This window comes from Pseudomonas sp. UBA6276, from assembly GCF_002438365.1.
GTDB lineage: Bacteria > Pseudomonadota > Gammaproteobacteria > Pseudomonadales > Pseudomonadaceae > Aquipseudomonas > Aquipseudomonas coleopterorum.
Map to the genome: position 1 here is coordinate 1 of NZ_DJUS01000120.1, position 12,189 is coordinate 12,189.

12 protein-coding genes and 1 pseudogene are annotated in these 12,189 nt (G+C 63.7%); all 13 read right to left on the reverse strand.

Annotation, left to right across the window (positions count from 1 at the left end; all coding sequences use genetic code 11):
* On the reverse strand, positions 1-1,522 hold a 1,522-nt coding region (locus B2V21_RS14210; protein ID WP_286917176.1), incomplete at its 3' end, for a 7TMR-DISM family protein.
* A 90-nt stretch (positions 1,523-1,612) separates the two neighbouring features.
* Positions 1,613-2,899 (reverse strand): phosphoribosylamine--glycine ligase, encoded by a 1,287-nt coding sequence (gene purD, locus B2V21_RS14215; RefSeq protein WP_286917177.1) that lies wholly within the window; start codon positions 2,897-2,899, stop codon positions 1,613-1,615.
* Between the two features lie 246 nt (positions 2,900-3,145).
* Entirely contained in the window at positions 3,146-4,753 is a 1,608-nt protein-coding gene (gene purH, locus B2V21_RS14220; RefSeq protein ID WP_286917178.1) for a bifunctional phosphoribosylaminoimidazolecarboxamide formyltransferase/IMP cyclohydrolase, read from the reverse strand.
* A gap of 80 nt (positions 4,754-4,833) precedes the next feature.
* Positions 4,834-5,154: a DNA-binding transcriptional regulator Fis gene (gene fis / locus B2V21_RS14225; protein ID WP_049861977.1), complete on the reverse strand. Its 321-nt coding sequence runs from the start codon at positions 5,152-5,154 to the stop codon at positions 4,834-4,836.
* Positions 5,151-6,164 carry a tRNA dihydrouridine synthase DusB gene (gene dusB, locus B2V21_RS14230; protein ID WP_049861976.1) on the reverse strand — a complete coding sequence of 338 codons (1,014 nt, stop codon included), beginning with the start codon at positions 6,162-6,164 and terminating at the stop codon, positions 5,151-5,153. Before dusB ends, fis begins: the two co-directional genes overlap by 4 nt.
* A gap of 167 nt (positions 6,165-6,331) precedes the next feature.
* Positions 6,332-7,432 carry a DUF3426 domain-containing protein gene (locus tag B2V21_RS14235; protein WP_286917179.1) on the reverse strand — a complete coding sequence of 367 codons (1,101 nt, stop codon included), beginning with the start codon at positions 7,430-7,432 and terminating at the stop codon, positions 6,332-6,334.
* Positions 7,433-7,473: 41 nt separating this feature from the next.
* Positions 7,474-8,352, reverse strand: coding sequence for a 50S ribosomal protein L11 methyltransferase (prmA, locus tag B2V21_RS14240; RefSeq protein WP_049861974.1), 879 nt, complete (start codon positions 8,350-8,352; stop codon positions 7,474-7,476).
* A gap of 147 nt (positions 8,353-8,499) precedes the next feature.
* A complete protein-coding gene (gene accC / locus B2V21_RS14245) occupies positions 8,500-9,846 on the reverse strand; it encodes an acetyl-CoA carboxylase biotin carboxylase subunit (RefSeq protein ID WP_286917180.1) in 1,347 nt (448 codons plus the stop codon).
* A 10-nt stretch (positions 9,847-9,856) separates the two neighbouring features.
* Entirely contained in the window at positions 9,857-10,345 is a 489-nt protein-coding gene (gene accB, locus B2V21_RS14250) for an acetyl-CoA carboxylase biotin carboxyl carrier protein (RefSeq protein ID WP_019183531.1), read from the reverse strand.
* Positions 10,346-10,400: 55 nt separating this feature from the next.
* Positions 10,401-10,823, reverse strand: a complete 423-nt coding sequence (locus B2V21_RS14255; RefSeq protein ID WP_286917184.1) for a lysozyme inhibitor LprI family protein — start codon at positions 10,821-10,823, stop codon at positions 10,401-10,403.
* The gene (gene aroQ / locus B2V21_RS14260; protein WP_286917181.1) at positions 10,823-11,272 is read right to left on the reverse strand and encodes a type II 3-dehydroquinate dehydratase; all 450 of its coding nucleotides are present in this window, start codon (positions 11,270-11,272) and stop codon (positions 10,823-10,825) included. Before aroQ ends, B2V21_RS14255 begins: the two co-directional genes overlap by 1 nt.
* A 139-nt stretch (positions 11,273-11,411) precedes the next feature.
* The gene (locus tag B2V21_RS14265; RefSeq protein ID WP_286917182.1) at positions 11,412-11,903 is read right to left on the reverse strand and encodes a response regulator; all 492 of its coding nucleotides are present in this window, start codon (positions 11,901-11,903) and stop codon (positions 11,412-11,414) included.
* A gap of 115 nt (positions 11,904-12,018) precedes the next feature.
* Positions 12,019-12,183, reverse strand: a pseudogene (locus tag B2V21_RS21610) (hypothetical protein); the annotation flags it as partial.
* Positions 12,184-12,189: the final 6 nt, after the last annotated feature.

A 12,189-nucleotide genomic window follows, 5' to 3' on the forward strand; every position in this document is an offset into this window, starting at 1 on the left:
CGCTGATGACCCGCGGCACCTGCGGCTGGGTGAAGCTGATCAGTTCGATGTTCTGCTGCTCAGCCTTGGCGCGGAAGATGTTCAGGCAGTCTTCGATCAACGCGTGCAGGTCGAACTGCACATCGTCGAGCTCGATCTGTCCGGATTCGATCTTGGAAATATCCAGGATCTCGTTGATCAGACCGAGCAGCTCGTTGCCGGCACTGTGGATAGTCTGTACATAGTCGCGTTGCTTGACCGACAGCGGCGTGCCCAGCAACAGCTCGGTCATGCCCAGTACGCCGTTCATGGGTGTACGAATCTCGTGGCTGAGCTTGGCCAGAAATTCTGCCTTGGCGTTGATCTCGGCTGTGCTGGCCGCCAGTTGCCGGCTGGCGCTGTAGCGATCCTCACTGATGCTGCGCAGACGCTGGGTCAGGGCGGCATTGAGGATCACTCCGCCGACCATGGCGAATCCGAGCAAGGTAAAGATCAGCCATTGCGAAGGTGTACGGGTCAGGCCGAGAAGCGCTGGCAGGACCACCAGGCAGCCCAGGTTGCACACCAGCAGACCCAGGCAGAACGTGCGTGCCGGGCGGTAGCCTTGCAGCCAGTGCCAGCCGCCGATCATCAGCATGGTCAGGCTGGTCAGAGCCAGCAGGCCGTAGGCGAAGAAGTTGAATGGCAGGCCGTCGACGAACAGCAGCAGCAACCCGCACAGGGCAATCAGCGCCACTTCGGCCTTGATGATGGTGTTGGAGCGCTGGTGTTGGCGCACGGCAAAGAAACGCAGGCAGAACAGCAGCCCGGTCACCGATGCCAGCAGCAGCGCACTGTAGGCAGCCGGCGTGCGCGCCCCCGGCCAGAGCGAAACCCAGGGTCCGGTGAAGTTGAACAGGATCAGCGCCGATGCCAGCAGGCATGCCTGGGAGCAGGCCAGCCACAGGCTGCTGCTGGAGCGCCGATGGGCGAAGCACATCAGGTTGTGCAGGATGAGCATGGCGACACAGCCCAACAGCAGACCGAACAGCAATGGCTCACGTTGGTCGGCGGCAGCCGCGGAAGACGATTGCAGCACGATGCTGGGACGAATCTGGTGTTCCGAAGCGATGCGCAGATAGACGTCCAGAGGCTTCTGGCTCACCGGCAGGGTCAGCAGATGATCACTGCTGGCCAGCGGGGCTTCAGTATTGACATCGGTGTCCGAGGAGGCGCGTCTGATGAGCGCGTCGGCATCGAGCACGTAGAAATCCAGCGCCTTGAGATCGGGGCAGAAAATCCGTAGCAACAATTCCTGGTCGCTCGGCGGCAGGCGGTAGTGCAGCCACAGCGCGCCATTAGGTCCGGCGGCGTTGACCTGGCGCAGTTGCACGGGGGAGAACTGGTTCTGGAAGCGTTCGGAGCGCACGTCGCCCAACTGCAGCCGGCCATCCTCGTCCATCAGCATCGACCAGCCGCCCGCCGACTCTGCGTGAGCACCGAGCATACAGAGCAGGGCCAGCAGGCCCGCGGTGAATCCTATGGCAGTCCTGAGCCAGCGCAAGGCGAAATCCCTTCGTAGATGAATGCCTGATTATAGCCGTGTGCGCTGTGAAACGTGTGTCGAGGGCGTCACGCCCTCGACGTTCACCGTTTACTCGCCGTTTTCGCGAGCAATGGCCCGGTAACCGATGTCACGACGATAGAAGCAGCCAGACCAATCGATCTTGGCTGCCAGCGCATAGGCCTGCCGTTGGGCGGCGCCGACGCTGTCACCCAGTGCCGTGGCGCACAACACGCGGCCACCTGCCGTGACGACTTGGCCATCCTTGAGCGCGGTGCCCGCATGGAACACCTTGCCCGGCTCGTTCGCCGCTGCATCCAGGCCACCGATCACATCGCCTTTGCCGTAGTCGCCTGGGTAGCCACCGGCTGCCAGCACGATGCCGACGCTCGGCCGCGGGTCCCATTGCGCTTCGATCTTGTCCAGCGCCTGAGCGAAGGCCGCTTCGATCAGCAGAATAAGGCTCGACTGCAGGCGCAGCATGACCGGCTGGGTTTCCGGATCACCGAAGCGGCAGTTGAACTCGATGACCTTGGGGTTGCCGGCCTTGTCGATCATCAGACCGGCATACAGGAAGCCGGTGTAGACGTTGCCTTCTTCGGCCATGCCACGCACGGTGGGCCAGATGACTTGATCCATGACCCGCTGGTGAACCTCGGCAGTTACCACCGGGGCAGGGGAGTAGGCACCCATGCCACCGGTGTTCGGGCCGCTGTCGCCGTCGCCGACCCGCTTGTGGTCCTGGCTGGTGGCCATGGGCAGCACGTTCTTGCCGTCTACCATGACGATGAAGCTGGCTTCCTCGCCATCGAGAAACTCTTCGATGACCACGCGCGAGCCGGCATCACCGAAGGCATTGCCGGCGAGCATGTCGCGCACGGCGTCTTCGGCTTCTTGCAGGGTCATGGCGACGATCACACCCTTGCCAGCGGCCAGGCCATCGGCCTTGATCACGATCGGCGCGCCTCTTTCACGCAGATAGGCCAGGGCCGGCTCGATCTCGGTGAAGTTCTGGTAGTCGGCGGTGGGAATCTTGTGCCGCGCCAGGAAATCCTTGGTGAACGCCTTCGAGCCTTCGAGCTGGGCTGCGCCTGCGGTCGGACCGAAACAATCCAGGTTGCGCGAGCGGAACAGATCGACGACGCCGGCCACCAGCGGCACTTCCGGTCCGACGATGGTCAGGGACACGTTCTGTTCGGCGAAGTCGGCCAGTTGCTCCAGTGCCAGCACGTCGATAGCGACGTTCTCGCACTTGGCTTCGATAGCGGTACCGGCGTTGCCAGGCGCTACGAAAACTTTCTCGACCCGAGGGTCCTGGGCGACTTTCCAGGCCAGCGCATGTTCGCGCCCGCCGCTGCCAATGATCAATACGTTCATGGTTCAAAACCTCGGTAAAGCGGAATTCTAGGGGTGTTCACGGTATGTCGCGTAACGGCCTGACGCGGCTCGCGCCGCTGCTACAGGGGTGGCGTACCCGTGGAACATCACTGCAGGAGGTCGCAGTGGAGTGGGTAGATGCAAGGCGGAACCGGTGGCGCTGAGCGCAGTTGCCTATTGGCAATGAGCATCAGCGACACCGGTTCCAACGCGGCAGATACCCGCTTCAATGCGGCCGTCGCCAAGTTAGTGGCGGAAGTGGCGCATGCCGGTGAAAACCATCGCGATCCCGGCTTCATCGGCCGCCGCAATCACCTCGGCATCACGCATCGAACCGCCCGGCTGGATCACCGCGGTGATCCCCACCTTGGCCGCGTTGTCCAGGCCATCGCGGAACGGGAAGAACGCGTCCGAGGCCATCACACAGCCCTGTACCTGCAACCCGGCGTGTTCAGCCTTGATTGCCGCGATGCGCGCCGAGTTCACCCGGCTCATCTGGCCGGCACCGACACCGATGGTCTGGCGATTCTTGGCGTACACGATCGCGTTGGACTTGACGTACTTGGCCACTTTCCAGGCAAAGATCAGGTCATGGATTTCCTGCTCGCTCGGCGCTCGGCGGGTCACCACCTTCAGATCATCGGCGCCGATCATGCCAATGTCGCGGCTTTGCACCAGCAGGCCGCCGTTCACTCGCTTGTAGTCCCAGGCGTCGGCCCGCTCGGCCGACCACTGTCCACAGGCCAGCAGGCGCACGTTGGCCTTGGCCGCGACGATGGCGCGGGCTTCTTCACTGACGCTCGGGGCAATGATCACTTCGACGAACTGACGCTCGACGATGGCCTTGGCCGTGGCTGCATCCAGTTCACGGTTGAAGGCGATGATGCCGCCGAAGGCCGATTCGGTGTCGGTGGCGTAGGCCAGCTCATAGGCCTGGCGGATACCGCCTTCGGCCTCCGGGCACACGGCCACGCCGCACGGGTTGGCATGCTTGACGATGACGCAGGCCGGCTTGACGAAGCTCTTCACGCATTCCAGCGCGGCGTCGGTATCGGCCACGTTGTTGTAGGACAGTTCCTTGCCTTGCAGCTGGGTCGCGGTGGCGATGCCCACTTCGGCCGGCTGGGCCTCGACGTAGAACGCCGCTTTCTGGTGCGGGTTCTCGCCGTAGCGCATTTCCTGGGCCTTGACGAACTGGCTGTTGAAAGTGCGCGGGAATTCGCCGCGGCCTTCGGTGCTCAGGGTCTCGCCAGCCTGATCGATGGTGCCCATGTAGTTGGCGATCATGCCATCGTACGCGGCGGTATGCTCGAAAGCCTTGAGCATCAGGTCGAAGCGCTGCGCGTAGGTCAGGCCACCGGCTTTCAGGCTTTCCAGCACCTGTGCGTAGTCACTGGCGTTGACCACGATGGCCACGTCCTTGTGGTTCTTCGCGGCCGAACGGACCATGGTCGGTCCGCCGATGTCGATGTTCTCGATGGCGGTGGGCAGGTCGCAGCCGGGCTTGGAAATCGTGGCCTGGAAGGGATAGAGGTTGACCGCGACCAGATCGATCGGCTTGATGCCATGTTCGGCCATGATGGCGTCGTCGGTACCGCGACGGCCGAGGATGCCGCCGTGGATCTTCGGATGCAGGGTTTTCACGCGGCCGTCCATCATCTCGGCGAAGCCGGTGTAGTCGGCCACTTCCACAGCGGCCACGGCGTTGTCGCGCAGCAGCTTGAAGGTACCGCCGGTGGACAGGATCTCGACGCCAAGGGCTTCCAGTTCGCGGGCGAATTCAACGATCCCGGTCTTGTCGGAAACGCTGATCAAGGCGCGGCGGATCGGCAGGCGGGTGGTCTGGTCGGTCATCACGATTTCCATCTTCAAAGCGTAGAAGTCAACAAAAAAGGCGAACCGCTGGGTCGCCTTTTCTGGTTTGAATACTTCGGTTACAGCAGGTCGTATTGCTTGAGTTTCTTGCGCAGGGTGCCGCGATTCAGGCCCAGCATCTCACTGGCCTTGGTCTGGTTGCCCTTGACGTGGTTCATGACGCTTTCGAGCAAGGGAGCTTCGACTTCGGACAGCACCAGGTTGTACACGTCCGTGACGGAGGCGCCTTCGAGGTGCGCAAAGTAGTTGTGCAACGCCTTCTCGACACTGCCGCGCAGGGTCTGGCCCTCTTCGCTCGGCGTGTTCAGATGCTGCTTCAGGTTTACGTTGTCGCTCACAGGCGTTGTTCCACTCACTAAAGTCTCGCTCATCATCGTCATGCGGCCACCTCTTTCGCGTCCCTTTCACCAAGGCTTCTATGGCGTTCGCCGAAGAACTCGCGAACGTTGGCGCATTGCTCTTGCGTCTCTTGCAGCCCATTGAAATGGCTGCGAAATTCCCGCCCGCCCGGCTGTGTACTCAGGTACCAGCCAACATGCTTGCGTGCGATGCGCACGCCCATGACCTCGCCATAGAAGGCGTGCAGGGCCTGCAAATGTTCCAGCAGAATGCTTTCCACTTCACTCAACTGCGGTGCCGGCAGCAGTTCACCGGTGCGCAGGTAATGCTCGATTTCCCGGAAGATCCACGGCCGACCCTGCGCCGCGCGCCCTATCAGCAGGCCGTCGGCACCGGTCGCCTGCAATACCTGCCGGGCTTTGTGCGGTGAATCGATGTCGCCATTGGCAAAAACCGGGATCGACACCGCCTGCTTGATCGCGGCGATGGTGTCGTATTCGGCTTCGCCGGTGTACAGGTCGGCGCGTGTGCGACCGTGCACCGCCAACGCGGCGATGCCCGATTGCTCGGCAATCTTTGCAACGCTGATGCCATTACGGTTGGAACGGTCCCAACCCGTACGAATCTTCAGGGTGACCGGCACATCCACAGCCCCCACCACCGCCTCCAGAATCTGCGCCACCAGCGCTTCATCCTTGAGCAAGGCAGACCCCGCTGCCTTGTTGCACACCTTTTTCGCCGGACAGCCCATGTTGATGTCGATGATCTGCGCCCCGGCCTCGACGTTGGCCCGTGCCGCCTCGGCCAGCATCTGCGCGTCCCCGCCGGCGATCTGCACCGAGCGCGGCTCGGGATCACCTTCGTGGATCATGCGCAGCCGCGACTTGCGGCTGTTCCACAGGCTCATGTCGCTGGTGACCATCTCCGACACCACCAGGCCTGCGCCCAGGCGCTTGCACAACTGACGAAAGGGCTGATCGGTAACCCCGGCCATGGGGGCCAGGACCAGCGAATTGTTCAAGGTATATGGGCCGATGCGTACCGCCGACATAGGACTTCCCTGTTGTGGGGCCGGATCATGAGAGTTCGAAAAAGGGTTGGCATAATACCCGCTCTCGATGACGGGTTAAAGATCGATTTGGATAAAATCTGAACAGTTATCTGCCCCCGCGGACAGGTTTGGACGGGCGGAGTGCGCCCCTCCACCGAAGCATCCGGCTATTCGGGCGAGCGGAAACTCAGGCTGTAATTGACCGCTGCAGGGCCTGGGTCGAGGATGTCCAGGGCAATGTGGATAGGCGTCTGCGGGGGCATCTCGGCCTTGCCGGCCAACTCGCCGTTGAGGTATTCGCTGGGCTTGAAGCGACGGCTGGCGATCAGTTGGCCGTTGAGGTCGGCGAAGCGCAGTTCAAGCAGGGGAAAGGGCTGCGCAAACGCGGCGCGATTGTAGATGATTGCATCCACCACCAGCGCTCCGACAAAGTCAGGGTGGCTGCGCACCACCAGGTTGCTGCTTTTTATCAGGGCAATATCGACCTTGGCCGGTACGCTGCAGCCTATTACGGGGCACAGTTCCTGGAACAGGGGGCGATACTGATCCTGTCGAGCCAACTCGCCGAAGTGGTAGACCACGTATTGCACGCCCAGGCCCAAGGCGGCCACGATCGCCAGGCCCAACCACATCAAGCGTTTGCCCCAGTGCGGGCGAGGCTTCTCCCAGGCCAGTTGCATCGGTTCGTCGAGCAGATCGGCCAGGTCGTCGTCATCACGCACGGCCGGTTCGCTGCGGTCGGCTTGCGCCTTGCGCGGCGAGTTGAAGGCGCTCGCGGGTGGCTCGTCCCGGTTGTGTTCGTCCAGCGCCGACAGCCGGCCGTGGCCGTTCAGGGACGGTTCATCGTCGATGTGCGTGTCGTCGAGGTCTGCGCGGCGTGAAAGCGACGGTTCGGTCCGGCTCGCAGGCGCTACTGCTTCGTCGTCATCCAGTGCAGGTTGCCGCTCGATGATCGGCGGCAAGGCTGGCGAATCCACCTCGGCATCGTCCCGGCGCGCGCTCAGGCTGTCCACTCGGGGCGCGTCGCCCAGTTCCAGCTGGTCCAGGTCGATGTCACCGTTGCTCCACGGCCGCGGCGCCAGCTCAGGCGGCCTGGGCAGGTTGGCCGGGGTCAGGGTCGCGCTCTGTTCGAGCAACTGCCGGGCGGCGTTGAAGACCTGCAGGCAGGAGCCACAACGAACCACGCCACGTGCCACACTCAGCTGGCTGTGGTTGACGCGGAAGCTGCTCTGGCAATGCGGGCACTGGGTGACGAAACTTTCGCTCATGCGCAGGTCCTGGGAGGGCAGGGGAACATGCTGGTCGGGGCTCAGCGGCGACGGCCGCTGATGCGTACCCAGCCATCACGGTTGGCGATCGGGTCCAGCTCGAAGTCCTGGGCGTAGGCGGCGGCGACTTCCTCGCCCTGCTCGGCGAGAATGCCGGACAACGCTAGCAGGCCGCCAGGCCGGACCAGCCCGCTGAGCTGGGGTGCCAGGCTGACCAGCGGCCCGGCAAGGATGTTGGCCACCAGCACGTCTGCCTGCTGTGCAGGCAAGTCGGCAGGCAGATACACCGGGAAGCGGTCGTCGGCAATGCCGTTGCGCTGGGCGTTGTCGCGCGAAGCCTCCAGGGCCTGCACGTCGATGTCGGTGCCGACCGCCTGCTGCGCACCCAGCAGCAGTGCAGCGATCGCCAGGATGCCCGAGCCGCAGCCGAAGTCCAGCACCTGAGTGTCCTGCAATTGCTGACCGTCCAGCCACTCCAGGCACAGGGCCGTGGTGGGGTGGGTGCCGGTGCCGAACGCCAGGCCCGGGTCCAGCAGCAAGTTGACGGCGCCAGGCTCCGGGGCTTCGTGCCAGCTGGGTACGATCCACAAGCGGCGGCCGAAGCGCATGGGCTGGAAATTGTCCATCCAGCTGCGTTCCCAGTCCTGGTCCTCGATCACCTCGGCATGATGCTCGGGCAGCGTCGTGCCGGTCAGCAACTGCAAGTGGGCAAATACTGCGTCGGCGTCGGTGTCGGCTTCGAACAGCGCCAGCAAGTGGGTGTGCGACCACAGCGGTGTGGTGTTGAGTTCAGGTTCGAAGATCGGCTGGTCTTCGGCGTCCATGAACGTGACGGACACGGCACCGACTTCCAGCAGCGCATCTTCATAGGTTTCGGCTTGTTCTGGGCTGATGGCCAGACGGACTTGCAGCCAAGGCATGGCAGGCACCTTCGATCTAAACGGGGGGCGCAGCAGGGTCGCTGCGACAAGCGCGCCAGTTTACGCGAGGAGGCGCGTCAGGACCAAAAAAAACCCGGCTCGAAAGCCGGGTCCTTTTCACATGACAACGTCACATAGACTACCGAATCACTTCTGGCTGGCCAGTTTGTGTTCCAGGTAGTGAATGTTGATGCCGCCTTTGCAGAAACCTTCATCGCGCACCAGGTCACGGTGCAGTGGGATGTTGGTCTTGATGCCGTCCACGATGATCTCGTCCAGCGCATTGCGCATACGGGCCAGGGCCTCGTCGCGATCCTTGCCCCAGGTGATCAGCTTGCCGATCAGCGAGTCGTAGTTCGGCGGTACCGCATAGCCACTGTACAGGTGCGAGTCGACGCGAACGCCGTTGCCACCCGGCGCGTGGAAATGCTTGACGGTGCCGGGGCTGGGGATGAAGTTCTTCGGGTCTTCGGCGTTGATCCGGCACTCCAGGGAGTGACCGCGAATGACCACGTCATCCTGGGTGAACGACAACTTGTTGCCTGCGGCGATGCTCAGCATCTCCTTGACGATGTCGATACCCGTGACCATCTCCGATACCGGGTGCTCCACCTGAACGCGTGTGTTCATCTCGATGAAATAGAAACGACCGTTCTCGTACAGGAACTCGAAAGTGCCAGCACCACGGTAGCCGATTTCGATGCACGCCTTGACGCAGCGAGCCAGAACTTCCTCGCGAGCAGCCTCGTCGATGCCCGGTGCCGGTGCTTCTTCCAGTACCTTCTGGTGACGGCGCTGCAGCGAGCAGTCGCGGTCGCCCAGGTGAATTGCCTGGCCCTGGCCGTCGGACAGCACCTGAACTTCCACATGACGTGGATTGGTCAGGAATTTTTCCAGGTACACCATCGGGTTGCCGAACGCGGCACCGGCTTCGGTGCGGGTCAGCTTGGCCGAGGCGATCAGGTCCTCTTCCTTGTGCACCACACGCATGCCGCGACCACCGCCGCCGCCAGCGGCCTTGATGATCACCGGGTAGCCGACTTCACGGCCAATGCGCAGGGCTTCTTCCTCGTCTTCCGGCAGCGGGCCATCGGAGCCGGGTACCGTCGGTACGCCAGCGGCGATCATCGCGTGCTTGGCCGAAACCTTGTCGCCCATCAGGCGGATGGTGTCGGCCTTGGGGCCGATGAAGATGAAGCCGGATTCTTCCACGCGCTCGGCGAAGTCGGCGTTTTCCGAGAGGAAGCCGTAACCCGGGTGGATGGCCTGGGCGTCGGTGACTTCCGCCGCGGCGATCAGGGCCGGGATGTTGAGGTAGCTCTCCGAGGACGGTGCCGGACCGATGCAGACCGACTCGTCGGCCATGGCCACGTGCTTGAGATTGCGGTCGACCGTGGAATGCACAGCCACCGTGCGGATGCCCAGGGTATGGCACGCGCGCAGGATGCGCAGCGCGATCTCCCCTCGGTTGGCAATAACGACTTTGTCGAGCATGGACTAATCCTTAGCCGATCACGAACAGCGGCTGGTCGAATTCGACCGGCTGGCCGTTTTCGCCCAGGATGGCGACGATGGTGCCGGAGACATCGGCTTCGATCGGGTTGAACATCTTCATCGCTTCGATGATCGCCAGCGTTTCACCGGCCTTGACGGCCTGGCCGACCGACACGAAGGCCGGCTTGTCCGGCGAGGACGAGGCATAGAAGGTGCCGACCATCGGCGCGCGCAGCACGTGGCCATCGGGCAGGGCGTTGCCGGCCTTGGCGGTGCCACCGGTGGAGGCTTCGGTCGGCGACTGCATCGGCATCGCCGGGGCGGCGGCCTGGGCCGGTGCCGGGGCCATCATCATCTGCGGCTGGGCTTGCACCATGCCGTAGCCGGAGACGGGCGCGCGCGACAGACGCACGGACTCTTCGCCTTCCTTGATTTCGATTTCGGCGAGGTTCGACTCTTCCAGCAGGTCGATCAGCTTCTTGATTTTGCGGAGATCCATAGGGGCCTCTGTGGTCTTGATGTCAGTGGAGAGGGGAAAGCGCAGTGCGCTCGGGTCAAAGCAGTTCGTAGAAATCGCGCAGCTGCCGCGTACGGTCGCGCGCGAGGGTGGTGAGGCAGTGCATCTGCGCGCCATTGCGCGAGGTGCCATCGGCGTTGAAGGCGTAGACCGCATCGCAATCGTGATCGCGCAGCTGCATCCACGCGCGCTGGGCCAGGATCAGCTGCTTTTCCGCATCGGCGCAGTGCGTGCAGGCGCCTTCGGCCGCCTGGCTGCGCAACTGCTGGCGCGCCTGGGCGTACACCGCGTTCAATTCGGTATCGGCCGCGCTGGCCACATCCGAGGCGCACAGGTCCGATTCCATTGTGCCGCTCGGCTGTGCGCAGTCGATGCCTTCCGCGCTGCGATCAGCGGCGATAGCGGCGCCGCACAGGCAGCCCCACAGCGCGACGCTGGCGAGGACACGCAGCAGCGTCATCACGCGGAGGTGGCCGCCAGCCGGGTCAGCGCTGCATCCATTGCATAGCGATAGCTGTCCGCCCCGAACCCACAGATCACCCCGACCGCCTTGTCGCTGAAATAGCTGTGCTGGCGGAAGGGCTCGCGCGCATGCGGGTTGGACAGGTGGATCTCGATGAAGGGCACATCCACCGCGGCCAGCGCATCGCGCAGGGCCACCGAGGTGTGGGTGAACGCGGCCGGGTTGATCAGGATGAAGGCGGTGCCGTCGTCCCGGGCCGCCTGCACGCGGTCCACCAGCACGTGCTCGGCGTTGGACTGCAGGTTCTCCAGGGCATGGCCGGCGGCCTGCGCCTGGGCCAGCAGGGCCTGGTCGATCTGCGCCAGCGTGGTGTGCCCATAGACCCCCGGCTCGCGCGTGCCGAGCAGGTTGAGGTTGGGGCCATGCAGGACCAGCAGTTTCGCCATGGGTGCCGAACAACAGGAAAGGGCGGAGTCTGGCGGAACTGGTGGATCGTGTCCAGTTCGACGAAGTTATGCGTGTTTCAAGCGATTGTTTGAAATTCGCGTGCGATCCCTGTCCCAGCACGGCATGCCGGCGTCGGGATCACCGCACCTCCGCCAGCACCGCGCGCACCCGCAGCGCCAGATCTTCCAGCGTGAAGGGCTTGCCGATCACGTGGACTGCGGGGTCCAGCACCCCATCGTGTTCCAGCGCATTGCGGCTATAGCCGGTGGTAAACAGCACTTTCAGGCCGGGCCGCCGTTTGAGGGCTTCGTCGGCCAGTTGCCGGCCGTTGACCTCCGGCATCACCACATCGGTGAACAGCAGCGCGATGTCCGGATGCTGCTCGAGCAGCGCGAGCGCGCCGGCCGCATCGTCGGCGGCAAGGACCCGGTAGCCCAGTTCGCCCAGCGCCTCGATGGAAAACTGTCGCACGCCCGGTTCGTCTTCCACGACCAGGACCAGCTCGCGGCCACCGCTCAGCGGGCGACTGTCCGCGGGTGCTGTCGAAGGACCCGCGTCGATCTCCCCCTCCCGGCGCGGGAGATACAGCGCCACCGTCGTTCCCTTGCCGAGCGAGGAATGGATCTTCACGTGCCCGGCCGATTGGCGGACGAAGCCGTACACCTGTGACAGGCCCAGCCCGGTGCCCTGGCCGANNGGTGGTGAAGAACGGATCGAAGGCCTTGGTGATGACCTCCGGTGGCATGCCGCCGCCGTTGTCGGCCACGGTGATCAGCACGTACTCACCGGTGGGCACGTCGGCACGCACGGCGTCTGCGGCAGAGGCGATCCGGCAGTTGGCCGTTTCCACCACCAGCCGCCCGCCGCCCGGCAGCGCGTCGCGCGCGTTGACGGCCAGGTTGAGGATCACGTTCTC